The sequence below is a fragment of the Rhizobium acidisoli genome (genome assembly GCF_002531755.2).
In the GTDB taxonomy this organism is placed as follows: domain Bacteria; phylum Pseudomonadota; class Alphaproteobacteria; order Rhizobiales; family Rhizobiaceae; genus Rhizobium; species Rhizobium acidisoli.
On the sequence record NZ_CP034998.1, the window covers coordinates 2,703,440 to 2,722,896 of the forward strand.

A 19,457-nucleotide genomic window follows, 5' to 3' on the forward strand; every position below is an offset into this window, starting at 1 on the left:
AGGGATGGCCGCAGCCTCTCCGTCCCATCTACCTCTCGTATGGCAAGTCCCCTCTCCCCGTTTTACGGGGGTCCGAAGGACGGGTCGAGACCAGCGGCTCGACCCCGGTTGGGTTAGGGTGAGGTGCAAGCCCGCGAAATGCTATTAAGCTCTTTCGAACCCACGCGCCACTTCCCAATCGGTGATGCGGCGGTCGTATTCTTCCTGCTCCCATTCGGCAGCACGGGTATAATGGTCGATCACATCATCGCCGAACGCTTTGCGCAGCATTGCCGATTCCGTCATTGCGGTCGTCGCTGCACGCAGCGTGCGCGGAATTTCGCGAATATCCTTGCCGCCATAGGCGTCGCCGACGAAGGGAGCTTCGAGCTCGAGCTTGTTCTCGATCCCGTCAATGCCGGCGGCGAGAAGCGCAGCGAAGGCGAGATAGGGATTGAGGTCGGAGCCGCCGACACGGCACTCGATGCGGATGCCCTTGGTTTCCTCGCCGCAGAGGCGGTAGCCGGCGGTGCGGTTGTCCTTGCTCCAGATCGCCTTGGTCGGCGCGAAAGTGCCGGCCATGAAGCGCTTGTAGGAATTGATGTAGGGCGCCAGGAAATAGGTGATCTCGCTCGCATGGGCGAGAAGTCCGGCAACATAATTATGCATCAGCGGCGACATGCCGTATTTGCCGGTATGGTCGAAGAACAGCGGCTTTTCCTCCAGGCTCCACAGCGACTGGTGGATATGCGAGGAGCTGCCGGCGGCATTGTAATTCCACTTGGCGAGGAAGGTGATGGCCTTGCCTTTCGACCAGGCGATCTCCTTGCAGCCGTTCTTGATAATCGCGTGACGGTCGGCCATGGCGAGCGCATCGGCATAACGCACGTTGATCTCCTCCTGGCCGGCGGATGCTTCGCCCTTGGAGTTTTCGACCGGAATGCCGGCGCCCTGCAGCCCGGTGCGGATCGCCCGCATCACCTCCTCCTCCTTGGTGGTCTGGAAGATGTGATAGTCCTCGTTATAGGCGCTGACGAGCTTGAGGTTTCGGTAGCCGGACGCCTGCGCCGTCTCGTAGCTCTGGTCGAACAGGAAGAATTCGAGCTCGGAGGCCATATAGGCCTTCATGCCCATGTCTTCGAGCCGCTTCACCTGCTTCTTCAGGATCGCACGCGGCGAATGGGCGACCTCCTCATGGGTGTGATGGTCGAGCATGTCGCAGAGCACCAGCGCGGTGCCCTCGAGCCAGGGAATGCGGCGCAGCGTCGCCAGATCCGGCTTCATCGTATAGTCGCCGTAGCCCTTTTCCCAGCTCGTCGCTTTGTAGCCGGAAACCGTCTCCATCTCCATGTCGGTGGCGATCAGATAGTTGCAGCTATGCGTTTCCTTCCAGGCGCTCTCGACAAAATATTCCGCCTGAAAACGCTTGCCCATCAGCCGGCCCTGCATGTCCACCTGGCAGGCCAGAACCGTATCGATGCGCCCTTCGGCAACATCCTTCTTGAGATCGTCGAACGTGTAGCTGCTCATGGTTGATCCGCCTGACATTGGAATTGAGAAGATCGGGGCAACGAAATCGCATGCGCTCGGCCAGATAGTGGGCCTGATGCCTTTTCGTTGAACCGGTGATGGGGCCGCAGGAGCGGCCCCGCCATTTGAGAGGGAAGCCTCGATGCTTACTTTTCGCCGCTTTCGCCAACCGCCGCTTCGGCTGCCGCGATTTCGGCCTGGCGCTTTGCCACTTCGGCGCCGATCGGCGGTCCCTTGAAGCGCCGGCTTTCGAAACCGAACCAGACGATCGCGGTGACGAGGAGGAAGCCGACGGTGATGTAGAGCGCCCATTCATTCGGCGGCTGGATGCCGAGAACGAAGATCAGGATCATCGCGATGACAGTCAGCACGGCAAAGAGCTTGAAGACGCCTTCACCGAGATTCCACGGACCCATCTTGTCCCACTTCGACGTGCCCCAAGCGAAGAGGCCGAGCGTGATCGGGATCGCGAAGGAGAAGAACAGGAAGATGACCGTGCACGCGACGACGATCGTATAAACAGGCGTGTCGCCGATCGAAACCAGCGAGGAACCCCAGACGAACAGCACCGACAGGATCGAGCCGGTCCAGATCGCTGCCACCGGCGTGCGATACTGCGGGCTGACCTTCGAAAGCGCCTTCGAAGCCGGCAGGCCGCCGTCACGCGAGAAGGCGAAGATCATGCGCGAGACCGAAGTGACCGTCGCAAGGCCGCACAGCCACTGGCTGACCAAGATGGCGAGATAGAGAATATCCTTGACGATCGGGTTGACCTGGCTGTCCATCGCCCAGAAGAACACGTTCCAGCCCTGTTTTGCAGCATCATCCATATTCGGCAGCATCAGGACGAAGGCGCACAGCATGATGTAGCCGAAAAGCGCCGACCAAAGCACCGAGGCGACCATGCCGCGCGGCACCGATTCGGCGGCCTTGACCGTCTCTTCCGACGTATGCGCCGAAGCGTCGTAGCCGGTAATCGTATAGATCGGTAGCAGCAGACCGAGGAGGAAGACCCAGGCGCCGGAAGTGGCCGGCCAGACATTACCGCCGGCTTCGCCGGAATAATTGGCGAAGGTAAAGAGCCGGCCGATCTCATAGGAGGGTGCCGCCGCGAGGCAGACGACCGCCAGCGCGATCGAACTCGCGAAGATCAGATAACCCGAAAAGTCGGTCAGCTTCGCGGTCAATCCGATGCCCATGTGGTTCACGAGCGCCTGCGCGCCGGTGATGATCACGAGGAAGATGATGCGCACCGTCGTCGTGTCCGTCAGCCCGAGATAGGTGGTGCCGAAAGAACCCATGAAGAAATAATAGGTACCGACGTTGATGGCGCCGAGCACGGTGACGAGCCCGAGCAGGTTGAACCAGGCGGTCAGCCAGCCGGTGAAGCGGTTGCCGAGGATCGAGCCCCAGTGATAGAGCCCACCGGCCGTCGGATAGGCCGAACTGATCTGCGCCATGGCGATGGCGAAGACGAGCGAAACGAAGCATCCCACAGGCCAACCGATGCCGATCGCCGCGCCGCCGGCACCGGAGGTCGCTTGCGCCAGCGAATTGATGCCGCCGGAGAGGATGCAGATGATGGAAAATGAGACGGCGAAGTTCGAGAACGAACTCATGCGTCGTTCGAGTTCCTGGGCATAACCCATGGAATGCAGGATGTGCACATCCTGCTTCTTATCCAGTTCGGAATAATCCGACATGACTTCCCCCTGTTCACGATCGGCCGCGGGATTGCGGGCCGGTTCAGTGCCAAATTGCCCGCGGCATTTGCGCCGTGCGGACGTTCGCAGTTAGACTGCTCCCTCGGGTCTTCTTTTTATCAGGCGTCCAGGCTTTGCTGGAGCAGCCCTTTTAGATAGTCGGCCATGACCCCTTGGCCGACATCGTCTGCGACGAGGTCGTTGCGGACCTCGATCATCACATTGCGCAAGCCGTTCGAAAGCCCGTGCAGGATCAGCGTGTGGGTCACGCCGTCCTCGGGCCCGTAAGGCTGGTTGCGTTCCGTCCTGTAAAGCGGCGCCTCGGCCGCAGCCTCCAGCATGCGGTCGGCGAGCCGGCTGTCCTCATCGTGCAATATGCCAAGTTCGACGGCGCGTTCGCGGCCGTGATAGACCGGCGTGAAGCTGTGGATCGTCACGATGATGCTGTCTTGGCCCCTCGCCCGGCGATCGCGGATCAGTCCGCGGATGGCGTCGTGGAAAGGCACATAGAGCGCGTCGGTGCGCGCAAGCCGTTCTTCGGCGGTCAAATCCGTGTTGCCGGGAATGGCATAGATCTCGCTTGCTTCAGGCATGGCGCCGGGTGAACTCGGCGGCCGGTTGCAGTCGTAGATCAGCCGGGAGAAGCGCTGATAGACGAGCGTCGCATCGAGCCCTTCCGATATGCCGCGGGCGACCGAAAGAGCCCCCGGGTCCCAGGCAATGTGGCTTAAGAGCGCTTCGCTGGGCAGGCCAAGATCACCGAAATGAGCGGGAAGCACATTCGAAGCGTGCTCGCAGACGAGCAGCACCGGGCTTCGACCGCCGACGCGCTCGATCCCGACGCAATCGCCGTCCGCTTCGCTGAGGATTTTCGGCCCGGCCAGCACCAATGGCGCCACTCCTATCCCTTAATAAAATCTTTACAAGAAAAGAATTCTTCAGGTTTCGGTCACTGTCAAGCGTCGACTGAAAATTTCTTTTCATGACAGTAGTTGACATGGATTATGACAGCGTTGTTAACTTTGAGTGGGAAAGTGGCGCCAGACCATCCCGGGGAGCATCGTTAAGTGACAGTTGCGTCGAAGACGGTTTCGGACGTCATACACTCGCATTTCGGGGTGCTGACGCGCGCCGAGAAGCAACTGGCCGAAAGCCTTCTCGACAATTATCCGGTATCCGGTCTTGGCAGCATCACCACGATCGCCGAGAATGCCGGCGTTTCGACGCCGACCGTCGTGCGCATGGTGCAAAAGCTCGGTTTCAAGGGCTATCCGGACTTTCAGGCGCATCTGCATCTGGAGGTCGAGGCGACGATCTCCAACCCGATCGCCAAGCACGACCGCTGGGCCCAGAACGCACCCGGCACGCATATCCTCAACCGCTTCGCCGATGCCATCATGAGCAATCTGCGCCAGACGCTGACCGATCTCGACACCGCGACTTTCGACAGCGTTGCCTCGCTGCTGTCGGACCGCAAGCGCGGCCTCTATTTCGTCGGCGGCCGCATCACCGGCGCGCTTGCCGAATATTTCTTCACCCACATGCAGGTGATTCGGCCGGCGACGACGCTGCTGTCTTCGAACTCCAGCAGCTGGCCGCAATATGCTCTCAACATGAATGCCGGTGACATTCTGATCATCTTCGACATCCGCCGCTACGAGCAGGAGATGGTGAGCCTTGCCACTGCCGCTCGCAAACGCGGCGCAGAAATCGTCGTCTTCACCGACCAGTGGAGCTCGCCCGCCGCCAAGCTCGCCCGGCATGCCTTCCGCGTTCGGATCGAGGCGCCGTCGGCTTGGGACTCCTCCGTCGTCACCCTCTTCATCGTCGAAGCGCTCATCGAGGCCGTTCAGAATTCCACCTGGGACGAGACGAAGGAGCGCATGAAGACGCTTGAGGGCTTGTTCGAGCAGACCAAGCTTTTCCGCAAACCGGGTTAGGAGGGACAAGAAAAACAAAGAGGAGAACAAGGACGGACTTTCGCGGAAACAGGTCGTGTCGTCGCAAATAAAACACGTGTCGCAAACGCCTGCTATTCATAGCAAAGTTAACGTCATCCACCCGTCACACAAGCTTCATGTAAGCTGATTAACAGCATCGCCAGACACTGAAAACCCGAAGGAGAACAACAGTGATCTCTAACATTTCTCGACTTCTGTCGCTCTCTACTGCGATGATCGTGGCTTCGACCGCGATTGCCGCCGCCGAGCCGAGCGCTGAATTGATCGCCGCCGCCAAGAAGGAAGGCACCCTGACCACGATCGCTCTTCCGCACGACTGGTGCGGCTACGGCGACGTCATTGCCGGCTTCAAGGCCAAGTATGGCCTCGAAGTCAACGAACTGAACCCGGACGCCGGTTCGGGCGACGAAGTCGAAGCCATCAAGGCCAACAAGGGCAACACCGGCCCGCAGGCTCCTGACGTCATCGACGTCGGCCTCTCCTTCGGTCCGTCCGCCAAGAAGGACGGCCTGATCCAGCCTTACAAGGTTTCCACCTGGGATTCTATCCCGGACACGGCCAAGGATGCCGAAGGCTTCTGGTACGGCGACTATTACGGCGTTCTCTCGTTCCTCGTGAACAAGGACCTCGTCAAGGAATCGCCGGCCGACTGGACCGACCTGAAGAAGAGCGACTACGCAAACACCGTCGCGCTTGCAGGCGATCCGCGCACGGCCAACCAGGCCGTCCAGGGCGTCTATGCTGCTGGTCTTTCCGCATCAGGCGGTGACGCGGCCAAGGCAGGCGAAGAAGGCTTGAAGTTCTTTGCTGAACTCAACAAGGCTGGCAACTTCGTGCCCGTCGTCGGCAAGGCTGCTCCCTTCGCGCAGGGCTCGACGCCGATCATCGTCGCCTGGGACTACAACGCCCTGTCCTGGGGCCAGAGCCTCAAGGGCAATCCTCCGTTCGAGGTTGTCGTTCCGAAGACGGGCGTCGTTGCCGGTGTCTACGTCCAGGCGATTTCGGCCTTCGCTCCGCACCCGAACGCTGCCAAGCTCTGGATGGAATACCTCTATTCCGACGAAGGTCAGCTCGGCTGGCTGAAGGGCTATTGCCACCCGATCCGCTTCAACGATCTTGCCAAGAACAACAAGATCCCGAAGGACCTGCTCGACAAGCTGCCGCCGGCAGCAGCCTATGAAAAGGCTGTTTTCCCGACGCTCGAAGAGCAGGCCGCCGGCAAGGAAACCATCACCAAGAACTGGGATTCCGTGGTTGGCGCCAGCGTCAAGTAACCTCTGATCCTGCCTCCCCGCCGCAATGGCGGGGAGGTTTTCTCACTCCGACGCCCCAGGATGAGCTTTTCCATGAGCACCGTCTCAACGCCTATGGTCAGCAGCGCCCCCTTGATCAACAGAGATCGCGTGATCGACTGGCTGGGCATTGCACCCTTCATTATCTTCTCGCTGCTGTTTCTGATCATCCCGACGCTTTATCTCGTGGCCGGCGCATTCCTGACACCTGAGGGCAGTTTTACGCTGAAGAATATCGGCGATCTCTTTACGCCGTCGATCATGAGCGCTTATTGGATCAGTATCCGCGTCTCGGTCGCCTCGGCTCTGGGCGGCGCATTGATCGGCTTTTTCCTGGCCTGGGCCGTCGTGCTCGGCGGCCTGCCGAACTCGGTGCGCTCGACGCTTCTGACCTTCTCCGGCGTCGCCTCCAATTTCGCCGGCGTGCCGCTCGCCTTCGCCTTTCTGGCAACGCTCGGCCGCACCGGCCTCGTGACGGTCTTCCTGCGGGAATGGTTCGACTTCAACCTTTACAGCACCGGCTTCAACCTGCTGTCCTTCCTCGGCCTCACCATCACCTACATGTATTTCCAGATCCCGCTGATGGTGCTGATCCTGACTCCTGCGCTCGACGGCATGAAGAAGGAATGGCGCGAAGCCTCGCAGATCCTGGGCGCCACCAACCGCCAGTACTGGACGATGGTCGCGCTGCCGATCCTCTGGCCGAGCCTGCTCGGCACGACCCTGCTGCTCTTCGCCAACGCCTTCGGCGCCATCGCCACCGCCTTCGCGCTGACCGGCAGTTCGCTGAACATCGTGCCGATCCTACTCTACGCGCAGATCCGCGGCGACGTTCTGCACAATGCCAACCTCGGTTACGCCATCGCGCTCGGAATGATCGTGATCACCGGCGTCTCCAATGTCCTTTACCTCATGCTGCGCATGCGCGCCGAACGGTGGCAGAAATGAAAGCGCAACGTCTCGGAGCCTGGATCGCCATCATCCTGGGCGCGTCCTATTTCATCATTCCGCTAATCGGCACCATTGAATTTTCGCTGCGCATGCGCCGCGGTGAATACAGTCTCGATGCCTATCAGTCGGTCTTCTCGGACGCCCAGTTCCGCGAGACCTTCGGCTACTCCATGATGATGGCGCTTCTGACCATTGTCTTCGGCATGCTGCTCGTCGTGCCGACGGCCTACTGGGTGCGGCTGCGGCTGCCGCAGATGCGCCCGGTCGTCGAATTCATCACGCTGCTGCCGCTCGTCATTCCGGCAATCGTCATCGTCTTCGGTTATCTCAGGATGTACAACTCGTCGTCCTATCTGCCGCTGACGGGTTCGACGACCGGTACCAACGTTCTGCTGGTCTTCTCCTACATCACGCTGTCGCTGCCCTACATGTACCGCGCCGTCGACACCGCCATGCGCGCCATCGACGTCCGCACCCTCACGGAAGCGGCCGAGAGCCTCGGCGCCCGCTGGACGACCATCATGTTCAGGTGCATTTTCCCCAACGTCATGAGTGGCGTGCTGTCGGGTGCCTTCATCACGCTCGCGATCGTCATGGGCGAATTCACCTTCGCCGCCCTGCTCAACCGTCCTGCCTTCGGCCCCTACCTGCAGCTCGTCGGTGCCAACAAGGCTTACGAGCCTTCGGCGCTTGCCGTCATCGCCTTCTCGATCACCTGGCTCAGCATGGGCCTGCTCAACCTCGTTTCCCGCTTCGGCAAAGCCCGCCCGGCAAAGGCTTAAGGTATTCGGCTCATGTCCTTTCTCACATTGAACAATATTCAGAAATCCTTCGGCCCGGTCCAGGTCGTCAAGAACTTCAACATGAACATCGAGAAGGGCGAATTCGTCTCCTTCCTCGGACCGTCGGGCTGCGGCAAGACAACCGTTCTGCGCATGATCGCCGGCTTCGAAACGCCGACCGGCGGCACGCTGACCATCAACGGCAAGGACCAGAGCGCACTGAAGCCGAACCAGCGCAATATCGGCATGGTCTTCCAGGCCTACGCGCTGTTTCCGAACATGACGGTGCACGACAATGTCGCCTTCGGCCTGAAGGTCGCCGGCGCCCCCAAGCCCGAAATTGACGCCCGCGTCAAGGAAATGCTCGGCTTGATCAAACTCGATCACCTGGCCGACCGCTTCCCCTACCAATTGTCGGGTGGCCAGCAGCAGCGTGTAGCCCTTGCTCGAGCGCTTGCCGTCAAGCCGCAGGTGCTGCTGCTCGACGAGCCGCTCTCCGCACTCGACGCCAAGATCCGCGTCTCGCTGCGCGAGGAAATCCGCCAGATCCAGCAGCAGCTCGGCATCACCACGGTTTTCGTCACCCACGACCAGGAAGAGGCGCTGTCGATCTCCGACCGCATCGTTGTCATGAATGCCGGCAAGGCCGACCAGATCGGTTCGCCCTTCGAGATCTACAACACGCCGGCAACACGCTTCGTCGCCTCCTTCGTCGGCACGCTGAACCTGATCGAGGCCAAGGTCGTCGATCCCGACGCCAACCGCATCCAGATCGGCGATCAGGCCATCACGCTGAAGCAGTCGGTCGCAGCCCACAAGGCCGGCGAGACCATCTCGCTGGCGCTGCGCCCGGAAGCAGGCTCGCTCTCCGACAGCGTCAGAAGCGATACTGCGCTCACCGGTCAGGTCGTCTCGGCCCACTTCCTGGGGTCGGTCATCCGCACCCGCATGAATGTCGGCGGCAACGTCATTTCCTTTGACATGTTCAACAGCCCCGGCGTCACCCCGCCGCAGGCCGGCGAAACGGTGACGCTGCGTTTCATGGCGGCCGATCTGCTGGTTATCCGCGACTGAGCTTGACGAACCACCCATGCAAAAGGCGCCGCAAAAAACGGCGCCTTTTTCGTTGCTTAGCGGTATAGTCGCCTCTTTAAAGGTCCATCGGCCAGGTGTCGGAGAGGCGGTAGCCGGCCTGGAACGGATCGGCCGGATCGACCATGAGCTGCTTCGTGCCGATGACCCATGCGCGACCCGAGATAATCGGGATGATGCCGGGCTTGCCGTTGATGTCGACTTCGCTATCGATGCTGCAGTGAAATTCCGTGTCCAGCAGCGAGGTGCCGACGAACTTTTCGCCTGCCTTCATCTGGCCCTTGGCGTGGAGCACGGCCATGCGAGCCGAACATCCCGTGCCACAGGGAGAACGGTCTATCTTGCCCGGACGGATGGCGACCGCGTTCTTACCCCAGAACACGCCATCCCTCATCTCGACCGGATCGGTGATCTGGCAGAAGGAGATATGGCCCCAATCATTGGCGGGGTGCTTGAAGCCGAGCTGCTCGTTTGCGGCTTCGGTGATCTTGACGCCCATGCGAGCGATATCGCGGGCGTGGTCCGGTCGAAGGCTGAACCCGATGGACGCCGCATCGACGATGACGAAACTGTCCCCACCGTAGGCCGTATCGACCGTGACCGTACCAATACCTTCGACCTCAATCCTGGCATCGAGCTTGTCGGCAAAGGAAGGGACGTTACGGACGCGGATGCGTTCTGCCTTGCCGTTGCGGCACTCGGCCTCGACCTCGATCAGGCCGCCCGGCGGCTCGAGGATCATGCGGGTGATTGGCTCCTGCATCGGGATGATCCCGGTATCGAGCAGCACGGTCGACACGCACATGGAGTTTGAACCCGACATCGGAGGGGTGTCGGCCGGCTCCATGATGATCCAGCCCATCTGCGCCTTGGGGTTCTTCGGCGGGACAAGCAGGTTGACATGGCGGAACACGCCGCCGCGGGGTTCGTTCAGCACGAAATTTCGAAGCGTCTCATCCTCGGCAATCCACCGCGACTGCTCCCACACCGTTGCGCCCGGAGGCGGGGCAACGCCGCCAACGATGACGTCGCCGACCTCACCTTCCGCATGGCAGCTGACGATATGCACGATCTTGGAGGTACGCATTTGATGTTCCCCGCATCTGTTCTTCGAAGTTGGAGCCGTCCGACAAAACCGTACAGCAATCTCGCGGCCGAAATTGCAGGAAAGCTAATCCGTGGAGGCCACACCCTTCAACTTGAAATAACGTATACGATATACGATAAGAAAGTCAAGTGAGAGCGACCTCAGGGCGACGGCAGAACGCGAGCAGAAAGGAGATTGCGCTGCGGTAAGCAGCGACGACGATATTCCGGCGCCAGCGAAGGTATGATCCTGACCACGATCCGCTTCGCCGACGACAGGGTTTCACCTGTCTCCAGGCCGCGGACGACGAGCATCGCGCGATCTTGGGGATGCGGGAAGCGCGATGGGAACACTCAGACAATGATGAGATCTGCGTCTTCCATCTCAGGCAATGTGCCCCGGCAAGTTCGCGACGTGCGCTGTCGACGCTCGTGACGCCCGGGAGCAGACGCTGCCGCTGGTCTTCGTTGCTTGTCACCCACGATCAGGAAGAGGCGCTGTCGATCTCCGACCGCATCGTCGTGATGAATGCCGGCAAAGCCGACCAGATTGGCTCGCCTTTCGAGATCTACAATACGCCGGCAACGCGTTTTGTCGCCTCTTTCGTCGGCACGCTGAACTTCATTAAAGCCAAGGTCGTCGACCCCGACGCCAACCGCATCCAGATCGGCGATAAGAACATCATGCTGAAGCAGTCGGCGCAGCCCACAAGGCCGGCGAAACCATCTCGCTGGCGCTACGCCCGGAAGCAGGCTCGCTCTCCGACACCGCCAGAAGCGATATCGCGCTCACCGGCCAAGTCGTTTCAGCCCACCTCCTGGGGTCGGCCATCCGCACCCGCACGAATGTCGGCGGCAACGTCATCTCCTTCGACATGTTCAATAGCCCGGGCGTCACCCCGCCGCAGGCCGGCGAAACCGTCACGCTGCGCTTCATGGCGGCCGATCTGCTGGTCATCCGCGACTGAGTTTGACAATACCGCTCACGCAAAAGGCACCGCGAAACGGCGCCCTTTTCATTTCAGGCCGACCGACCTATCACCAATCGTGATGCAGCCATCACGGCAAAGCACTTGAACTCTCTGAACTCGGTGCCAGAAGGTGAGCATTGCGACCGTCCGCCTGGTATTTTACACGATGAGATATGTCAATGATTACCTGCCACCTGCGTTATGTGATCGATCCCTACAAGCTTGCCGAATTCGAGGAATATGCCCGGCTCTGGATTCCGATCGTCAACAGGATGGGCGGCACCCATCACGGTTATTTCCTGCCATCCGAAGGCGCCAACAACGTTGCCATTGCGCTGTTTTCATTCCCGAGCCTTGCCGCCTACGAGGACTATCGCACGCGCATGGCAAGCGATCCGGAATGTCAGGCCGCTTTCGAACTCGACAAACGCAACCGCAGCATCATCAGCTATGAGCGCAGCTTCATGCGGCCGGTTCTCGGCTGATCGAACTGGCGCAACAGGCTGAAATAAAAGCCCCGCACTGTAAACTGTCCGACTTTATAGGGTCAGTTCACCGGCGGGCTTTTCTTTCTGTGATACGCTCAGCGGATCGCCTGGTCGTCCACATCGAACCGGTGCACACGGGCCTGATCCGGTGTCGCATAAACGATCTCATCAGGTTCATATTGGTGTTCACCGAACAGACGCGCCGTCAGCAAGCCGCACTGATCGGATTCCAGATAGATGATCGTGTCGGCGCCGAGATGCTCGACATGCACGACCTTCGCCGCCCAGCTCCCCTGCTCGCGCGACAGCGTCATGTGTTCGGGACGCACGCCGATCGTCTTGGCGCTGTGATCGCCGACCTTTTCGGCCGCGATGAAATTCATCTGCGGCGAGCCGATGAAGCCGGCGACGAAGACATTAGCCGGGCGATTGTAAAGTTCCATCGGCGAGCCGATCTGTTCGATCGCGCCGGCATTCAGCACGACGATCTTGTCAGCAAGCGTCATCGCCTCGACCTGGTCGTGGGTGACATAGATCATCGTTGCCTTCAGGCTGCGGTGCAGCCGGGCGATCTCGAGGCGGGTCTGCACACGCAGCGCCGCATCGAGGTTCGACAGCGGCTCGTCGAACAGGAAGAGTTCCGGTTCGCGCACGATGGCGCGGCCGATCGCAACGCGCTGGCGCTGGCCGCCTGATAGTTCGGCCGGCCGCCGCGCCAGATAGGGGGCAAGCGACAGCATGCCGGATGCCTTGCTGACACGGCTGTCGATTTCGTCCTTGGGCGTGCCGGCCTGCTTGAGACCAAGCCCCATATTATCCTTGACCGTCAGGTGCGGATAGAGCGCATAGGACTGGAACACCATGGCGATGCCGCGTTTGGCCGGCGGCGTCAGCGTCTCGTCGCGGCCATTGATGACGACGGCGCCCGACGTGACGTCCTCGAGGCCGGCAATGCTGCGCAACAGCGTCGACTTCCCGCAGCCCGATGGCCCGACAAAGATGACGAATTCGCCATCCCTCACCTCGAGGTCGATGCCCTTCAGCACCTCATGCGTGCCATAGGTCTTGCGGATGGATTTGAGTTGAAGTGATCCCACTGATTTTTCCTTATAATCTGACCGGCTGGCCGGTGCGCACGCTCTCGTCGGCGGCAAGGCAGATGCGCAGCGACGCCACGGCATCCGCCATATGGCGATTGAGGTCGAGATCCTCGCGGATCGCCCTCAGCATGAAGGCCTGTTCCAGGTCGCAGAGCGCCTGATGACCGGGCTCGCCCGTCATCCGCATGTCCTGGTCGGGCCGGATGAACTTGCCGTCCGGGCCGGTTTCGGCCGTATGCAGACGGATCACCGAGGTCTTGGTGTGCGTGTCGATATCGTCTGACTTAGCGTTCGGATCCATGACGATCGACACCGCGCCCTTCGGCGACATCACATCCTTCACGAAGAAGGCGGTCTCGGAGATCATCGGCCCCCAGCCCGCCTCGTACCAGCCGACCGAACCGTCCTCGAAGAGCACTTGCAACTGGCCGTAATTATACATGTCGGCGGCGATCTCGTCAGAGAGCCGCAGCCCCATGCCGCGCACCTCGACCGCCCTGGCGTCGGTGATCTGGCACATGACGTCGACATAATGCACGCCGCAATCGACGATCGGCGAGGTGGTTTGCATCAGCGACTTGTGCGTCGCCCAGGTCGGGCCGCTGGACTGCTGATTGAGGTTCATGCGGAAGACGTAAGGCGGACCGAGCTTGCGTGCTTCTTCGATCAGCTTCGTCCATGACGGGTGATGGCGAAGGATATAGCCGATCACCAGCTTGCGGCCTGCCTTCTTCGCCGCAGCGACGACCCGTTCGGCGTCGGCGACGGTTGTCGCCAGCGGCTTTTCGACGAAGACGTCGCAGCCGGCCTCGAAGGCGGCGACGGCGTAATCGGCATGGCTGTCGGAATAGGTGTTGATCGAGCAGAGGTCCGGCTTCAGCTCGGCGAGTGCCGTCAGGAAATCGGGATGGATCGTATAGGCCTGCAGCTCGGGCTCCAGCTTCGGCGTCGAGCGGTTGACGAGACCGACGATCTCGAAGCCTGGATTGTCGTGATAGGCGAGCGCATGGCTGCGGCCCATGTTGCCGAGGCCGGCAACGAGGACGCGGATGGGTTTCTCGGGGCTCACTTGACGGCTCCTGACGTAATGCCGCGGATCAGCTGCCGCGAGAAGATGACGTAGAGGACGAGGATCGGCAGGATCGCCAGCGACAGCGCCGCCAGCACCGCGTTCCAGTTGGTGACGAACTGGCCGATGAAGATCTGCGAGCCGAGCGTCACGGTCTTCGTGGCCTCGGAGGGCGCCAGGATCAGCGGGAACCAGAGATCGTTCCAGATCGGGATCATCGTGAAGACGGCGACCGTCGCCATGGCGGGGCGCACCAGCGGCAGCACCAGGCGGAAGAAGATCGCATATTCGGAAAGCCCGTCGATGCGCCCGGCATTCTTCAGATCGTCCGAAACCGTGCGCATGAATTCCGACAGGATGAAGATTGCCAGCGGTATGCCCTGCGCGGTGTAGACGAGGACCAGCGCCGTCAGCGTATTGACGAGGCCTGCCGCCACCATGCCCTGCAGGATTGCCACCGTACCGAGACGGATCGGGATCATGATGCCGATCGCCATATAGAGCCCGAGCAGCGTGTTGCCGCGGAAACGGTATTCCGAGAGCGCAAAAGCCGCCATGGCGCCGAAGAGCAGCACCAGCAGGATCGAGACGATCGTCACGATGAAGCTGTTCTGGAAATAGGTGGCGAAATCCCCCTGCCCCAGCACCGTCTGATAGCCGACCAGACTGAAGGTCGACGGCGTCGGCACCATCAGCGGCTCACGGAAGATCGAGGCGCGATCCTTGAACGAGTTGACGACGGTCAGGAAAACCGGAAACAGCGCGACCAGCGTATAGGCGCCAAGCGCCAGATGTACGAGGCCGGTGCGGATCGGAGATGTGCGTGCCTTGGACATGCGCGCTCCTCAGAACTGGTAGCGACGCATGCGCCGCTGGATGACGAAAAGATAAAGCGAGACGCCGGCCAGAATGATGAGGAACATCACCGTTGCGATCGTCGCGCCCATCGAGCGGTCGCCGAGCTGAAGCTGGAAACCGAAGAAGGTGCGGTAGAGCAGCGTGCCGAGAATATCGGTCGACATGTCGGGTCCGGCGAGCGCGCCCTGAACCGTGTAGATCAGGTCGAAGGCATTGAAATTGCCGACGAATGTCAGGATCGAGATGATGCCGATCGCCGGCAGGATGAGCGGCAGCTTGATCTTCCAGAACTGGGCCCAGCCGGTGATGCCGTCGCATTCGGCCGCCTCGATCACCTCTTCGGGGATGCTGAGCAAGGCGGCATAGATCAGCATCATCGGAATGCCGATATATTGCCAGTTGGAGATCAGCGACACGGCGATCAGCGCCGAGCCGGGCTTGCCGAGCCAGGGCGCGAACAGGAATTTCAAGCCGATGAGATCGAGCATCCAGGGCGCCACGCCCCAGATCGGCGAAAGGATCAGCTTCCAGATAAAGCCGACGATGACGAAGGAGAGCAGCGTCGGCAGGAAGATCGCCGCGCGGTAGAAGGCGACACCGCGCAGCTTCGGTACCGAAAGCAGGGCGGCAAGCGCGACGCCGATCGGGTTCTGCACGCACATGTGGATGGCGAAGAAGATCAGGTTGTTGACGAGCGCATTCCAGAAATCATGCGCCCAGCGCGGATCGCCGAACAGCACCTGGAAATTCGCAAGTCCGACGAAGGCCGGCTGACCGTCGACGATATTGTAGAGCGAAAGCCGAAGCGTTTCGATGAGCGGCAGCACCATGACGGCGGAATAGACGATCACCGCGGGCAGCATGAAGACGAAAATGTGCCAGCGCACCGGGCGCTTGATCGGGACGATATCGATCGCGTTGTCGGTTTCGCTCATGGCTTTTGCCTGTTCTTGTCGACTGGCTGCGAGGCGCAGCGCAGATGGAAAACATGCTCCCACCCTGACCCTCTACCCACCTGGGAAGAGAGGGAACGCGCCCTGATCAGATCGGGCTGGGAGGTCGCTGCGAGTCTCCTTCTCCCCGCTCGCGGGGAGAAGGTGGCCGGCAGGCCGGATGAGGGGCCGCAAACGCAGCCCCCGATCACATCACTTGGCCGGCTTGTACCAGCTGTCGAGGCCCTTCTGGAGCTTTTCGGCAGCGACCTTCGGCGTATCGGTGCCGTTGATCACGTTGGCCGACTCGACCCAGGTCTCGTTTTCAAGGTTCGGCGTGCCACGCGACAGGATCTGGTAGGTCGAGCGCACGGTCGACTTGTACGGGCCGCGCCAGGAAACGAATTCCTGAGCAAGCGGATCGGACATCTTGACCGGGTTGGAGTTCAGGCTGAAGAAGCCCGGCAGGGAGTTGGCGTAAATGTCGGCGAACTCGGGCGAAGCGACCCAGCTGAGGAACTTCTTGGCTTCCTCGGCATGCTTGCTCTTGGCATTCAGGGCGACGCCGATATCCGGATGGTCGGAGATGTAGCCCTGGTCGCCGGACTTCGGAACCGGCGGCGGGAAGGCGCCCATCTTGAACTGCGCCTGCGTGTTGAAGAGCGCGATTTCCCAGGAACCGGCCGGATAGATGGCGGCGCGTCCGAGGGTGAAGAGGTTCTGACTGTCCGAATAGGTCTGGGCTTCGAAACCGTCGCCGAGATAGGGCTTCCACTTGGCAAGCTCTTCATAGGGCTTGACCCAGTCGGCATCGGTCAGCTTCTGCTTGCCGGCGATCAGGGCGTCGCGGCCGTCCTCGCCCTTCCAGTAATTCGGGCCGATGTTCTGGTAGCCCATGGTTGCGGCTTCCCAGAGGTCCTTCGTGCCCATGGCGAGCGGGATATAGGTGCCGTCGGCCTTGATCTTGTCGAGCGCCGCGTAGAATTCGTCCTGCGTCTTCGGCACTGATATACCGAGCTTGTCGAAGGCATCCTTGTTGTAGATGAAACCGTGGATGACCGAAGCCATCGGCACGCAGAAGGTCGACTTGCCGTCGTCGGTCGACCAGGCGGCCTTGGCGACCGGCGAGAAGTTCTCCATACCGGGCAGGCTGGTGATGTCGACGAGTTGCTTCTTGTTGAAGAGTTCGAGCGAGGCGTCGAACGGACGGCAGGTGATGATATCGCCCGCGGAGCCGGCATCGAGCTTGGCGTTCAGCGACGCGTTGTATTCGGTCGGCGCGGTCGGCGAGAAGACGATCTTGATGCCCGGGTTCTTGGCTTCGAAAGCCGGGATGATCTTCTCCTGCCAGATCTGCAGGTCGTCGTTACGCCAGCTTTCCACAGTCAGCGTGACGTCGGCGGCATGGACGAGACCAGCCGATGTCAGCAGGCTGGAGGCAAGCAGGAAGCTTTTCAGAGCAGTGTTTTTCATTTCCCTCTCCTGTTTTCAGGCGCCGAAAGGCGCCGTTTTCGATCTGAAACAAGCGGTTGGCGTGCTTGAGGAAACACCCAACGCCCCTTGAGGGCCGCCAGCGACTGCCGGCCCCGAAAGCTCGACGGACACGAAGGCGGATCGCCTGCGGCCGGACTGCGCCTTGCCCATGACCTGCATCGAGCACGGCAAAAATTTGACGGGAAAAGCCGATGGATGCTGAGCTTCACCGCCAGCCTAACAGGCGGCGGGTCGTTCTCTCGATCATCCTCGAAGCAGTTCCGGCTTGGCTTTGCTGCCGGTTTTCGTGGGCTTCGATGTGCTGTTCCCTTTTGCCAAATTAATGCCAAAAAAATACCAATTGTCCAGCCGAATTTAACTTTTCGGTCGCCAAAAATTCGTTAAAAAATTTTAATCAATGAAATCAACAAGATAAAAAGATCGATTTTCTCCATCATTCCCACTTGGTAAATGGTATTTTTTTGGTATTGTATTTAAAAACATAGGGAACGGCGTATTCGGAGGCCCGATGACGGAGTTTGCAATCGGCATAGACGGCGGTGGAACGAGCTGCCGAGCCGCGGTCGCGGACAGACACGGCAATGTCATCGGCCGTGGCAAAGCAGGTCCGGCCAATATCCTGTCCGATCTGGAAAACTCTCTTCTCAACATCGTCGAATCTGCCCGGCAGGCGCTGATCGATGCAGGGCTTGCCGCTGAAACCATCGCCTCCGCTGCGTCAGTGGTCGGCGTTGCCGGCGCCAATGTCACGGACTACGGCCAGCGCATCGAAAAGGCCCTGCCCTTTGCCGAAGGCCGCGTCGTCACCGACGCGCTGATTGCCCTGCAGGGCGCGCTCGGCGATGGCGACGGCATCGTCGGCGCCTTCGGCACCGGCTCGGTCTATAACGCCCGCAGGAACGGCCGGCTGAACGGCATTGGCGGCTGGGGCTTTATCGTCGGCGACCAGGCAAGCGGCGCCCGGCTTGGCCGCGACCTGATGGAGCGATCGCTGCTTGCCCATGACGGCGTGCGCCCGACGTCCCCCGTGACCGAAGCGATCATGGCCGAATACGGCAACGATCCTGAGCGCGTCGTCGAATTCGCACATTCGGCAAGACCGACGGATTTTGCCCGTTATGCGCCCGTCGTCTTCGAACATGCAGCCAAGGGCGATGCCGTCGCGGTCGGCATCGTCACGGACGCGGCAACGGCAATCGGTGAAAGCCTCGAAGCGCTGCTCTGGCCTGAATGCCCGTCGATCTGCCTGCTCGGCGGCCTTGCAGGAGCCTATGAGCCGTGGCTTTCCGAACGCTACAGATCACGGCTTGCCAGGCCGAAGGGCGATGCCCTGCAGGGTGCGGTGGAACTTGCCGTCAAGCTCCTGCACGACGGACAGAGAGGTGCGGCATGACCGACGATCTCGCCACCCTTCTGTCCCTGGAGCGTCTGCAGGCAGCCGGCACCGGCCCGCTCTACGTCAAGCTGCGCCGCACGCTCGAAGAGGCCGTGCGCACCGGCACGCTCGGCCATGGCGATGCGCTGCCGCCGGAACGCGATATCGCCGAATTCGCCGCCGTCAGCCGCGTTACCGTCCGCAAGGCGATCGACGAACTCGTCGCCGACGGCCTGCTGGTACGCCGTCACGGTTCGGGCACCTTCGTCGCCAAACCGGTCTCCAGGGTCGAGCAGCGCCTGTCGCAGCTTACCTCCTTCACCGAGGACATGGCGCGCCGCGGCATGTCCTCCCGCTCCGAATGGCTGCACAAGGGCATCCACACCCCCTCGCCCGACGAAATGATGATTCTCGGCCTCGGCACCGACGTGAAGGTTTCCCGCCTCTCCCGCCTGCGCATCGCCGACGACCAGCCGCTGGCAATCGAAAATGCCAGCGTCTCCGGCGAGTTTCTCCCCGATCCCTCGGCCGTGACCAATTCGCTCTATGCCGAACTCGAACGCCTCCAGGTCCGCCCGGTGCGCGCCGTGCAGCGCATCTCGGCGACCAACATGAAGGAAGCCGACGCCCAGCTTCTCGGCGTCTCCGTCGGCGCCGCCGGCCTGTCGATCGAACGTATCTCCTATCTCGGCTCCGGCCGCGCCGTGGAATTCACCCGCTCGCTCTATCGCGGCGACGCCTATGATTTCGTCGCCGAGCTGACGATCGGGGTAACCTGATGCCTTGAGCTTATC

General features: G+C 60.9%; 17 protein-coding genes and 1 pseudogene. 9 read left to right on the forward strand and 9 right to left on the reverse strand.

What is annotated here, in order from left to right; translation table 11 throughout:
• Positions 1-144: 144 nt before the first annotated feature.
• The 3 genes from CO657_RS13365 to CO657_RS13375 all read right to left on the reverse strand — a co-directional run bounded on the left by CO657_RS13365 (position 145) and on the right by CO657_RS13375 (position 4,102).
• On the reverse strand, positions 145-1,509 hold the full coding sequence (locus tag CO657_RS13365; RefSeq protein ID WP_054182660.1) for a glutamine synthetase family protein: 1,365 nt from the start codon (positions 1,507-1,509) through the stop codon (positions 145-147).
• 146 nt (positions 1,510-1,655) lie between these two features.
• A complete protein-coding gene (locus CO657_RS13370; protein ID WP_054182659.1) occupies positions 1,656-3,212 on the reverse strand; it encodes an amino acid permease in 1,557 nt (518 codons plus the stop codon).
• A gap of 119 nt (positions 3,213-3,331) precedes the next feature.
• A complete protein-coding gene (locus CO657_RS13375) occupies positions 3,332-4,102 on the reverse strand; it encodes an N-formylglutamate amidohydrolase (protein ID WP_054182658.1) in 771 nt (256 codons plus the stop codon).
• A gap of 177 nt (positions 4,103-4,279) precedes the next feature.
• Here CO657_RS13375 and CO657_RS13380 point away from each other — a divergent pair, with 177 nt between their 5' ends.
• The 5 genes from CO657_RS13380 (at position 4,280) to CO657_RS13400 (ending at position 9,272) form a co-directional block, all read left to right on the forward strand.
• On the forward strand, positions 4,280-5,152 hold the full coding sequence (locus tag CO657_RS13380) for a MurR/RpiR family transcriptional regulator (RefSeq protein WP_003593299.1): 873 nt from the start codon (positions 4,280-4,282) through the stop codon (positions 5,150-5,152).
• A 191-nt stretch (positions 5,153-5,343) separates the two neighbouring features.
• Positions 5,344-6,447, forward strand: coding sequence for an ABC transporter substrate-binding protein (locus CO657_RS13385; RefSeq protein ID WP_003593298.1), 1,104 nt, complete (start codon positions 5,344-5,346; stop codon positions 6,445-6,447).
• A gap of 72 nt (positions 6,448-6,519) precedes the next feature.
• Positions 6,520-7,413, forward strand: coding sequence for an ABC transporter permease (locus CO657_RS13390; protein WP_012558402.1), 894 nt, complete (start codon positions 6,520-6,522; stop codon positions 7,411-7,413).
• The gene (locus CO657_RS13395) at positions 7,410-8,198 is read left to right on the forward strand and encodes an ABC transporter permease (protein ID WP_054182657.1); all 789 of its coding nucleotides are present in this window, start codon (positions 7,410-7,412) and stop codon (positions 8,196-8,198) included. Before CO657_RS13390 ends, CO657_RS13395 begins: the two co-directional genes overlap by 4 nt.
• Before the next feature lie 12 nt (positions 8,199-8,210).
• Entirely contained in the window at positions 8,211-9,272 is a 1,062-nt protein-coding gene (locus CO657_RS13400) for an ABC transporter ATP-binding protein (RefSeq protein WP_003593295.1), read from the forward strand.
• Positions 9,273-9,348: 76 nt separating this feature from the next.
• Here the strand turns inward: CO657_RS13400 and CO657_RS13405 are convergent, their stop codons facing one another.
• Positions 9,349-10,377, reverse strand: a complete 1,029-nt coding sequence (locus tag CO657_RS13405; RefSeq protein ID WP_054182656.1) for a trans-3-hydroxy-L-proline dehydratase — start codon at positions 10,375-10,377, stop codon at positions 9,349-9,351.
• A gap of 461 nt (positions 10,378-10,838) precedes the next feature.
• On the opposite strand from CO657_RS13405, the pseudogene CO657_RS13410 reads away from it, so the two are divergent.
• Together CO657_RS13410 and CO657_RS13415 are read left to right on the forward strand one after the other, a co-directional pair.
• A pseudogene (locus tag CO657_RS13410) lies at positions 10,839-11,344 on the forward strand (TOBE domain-containing protein); the annotation flags it as partial.
• A gap of 182 nt (positions 11,345-11,526) precedes the next feature.
• Positions 11,527-11,832, forward strand: a complete 306-nt coding sequence (locus CO657_RS13415; RefSeq protein WP_054182655.1) for an NIPSNAP family protein — start codon at positions 11,527-11,529, stop codon at positions 11,830-11,832.
• A 98-nt stretch (positions 11,833-11,930) separates the two neighbouring features.
• On the opposite strand, the gene CO657_RS13420 is transcribed toward CO657_RS13415, so the two are convergent.
• The 5 genes from CO657_RS13420 to CO657_RS13440 all read right to left on the reverse strand — a co-directional run bounded on the left by CO657_RS13420 (position 11,931) and on the right by CO657_RS13440 (position 17,267).
• Complete coding sequence (locus CO657_RS13420) at positions 11,931-12,932, reverse strand: ABC transporter ATP-binding protein (protein ID WP_054182654.1); 1,002 nt, start codon at positions 12,930-12,932, stop codon at positions 11,931-11,933.
• A gap of 10 nt (positions 12,933-12,942) precedes the next feature.
• On the reverse strand, positions 12,943-13,956 hold the full coding sequence (locus tag CO657_RS13425) for a Gfo/Idh/MocA family protein (protein ID WP_054182753.1): 1,014 nt from the start codon (positions 13,954-13,956) through the stop codon (positions 12,943-12,945).
• A 44-nt stretch (positions 13,957-14,000) separates the two neighbouring features.
• Positions 14,001-14,840 carry a carbohydrate ABC transporter permease gene (locus CO657_RS13430; protein WP_012558407.1) on the reverse strand — a complete coding sequence of 280 codons (840 nt, stop codon included), beginning with the start codon at positions 14,838-14,840 and terminating at the stop codon, positions 14,001-14,003.
• Between the two features lie 9 nt (positions 14,841-14,849).
• On the reverse strand, positions 14,850-15,797 hold the full coding sequence (locus tag CO657_RS13435; protein WP_054182653.1) for a carbohydrate ABC transporter permease: 948 nt from the start codon (positions 15,795-15,797) through the stop codon (positions 14,850-14,852).
• A gap of 210 nt (positions 15,798-16,007) precedes the next feature.
• Complete coding sequence (locus tag CO657_RS13440) at positions 16,008-17,267, reverse strand: ABC transporter substrate-binding protein (protein ID WP_054182652.1); 1,260 nt, start codon at positions 17,265-17,267, stop codon at positions 16,008-16,010.
• A gap of 529 nt (positions 17,268-17,796) precedes the next feature.
• Here CO657_RS13440 and CO657_RS13445 point away from each other — a divergent pair.
• A complete protein-coding gene (locus CO657_RS13445; RefSeq protein WP_054182651.1) occupies positions 17,797-18,681 on the forward strand; it encodes a glucosamine kinase nucleotide-binding domain-containing protein in 885 nt (294 codons plus the stop codon).
• Positions 18,678-19,442, forward strand: coding sequence for a GntR family transcriptional regulator (locus CO657_RS13450; protein ID WP_012558410.1), 765 nt, complete (start codon positions 18,678-18,680; stop codon positions 19,440-19,442). The genes CO657_RS13445 and CO657_RS13450 overlap by 4 nt, the downstream gene beginning before the upstream one ends.
• Positions 19,443-19,457: the final 15 nt, after the last annotated feature.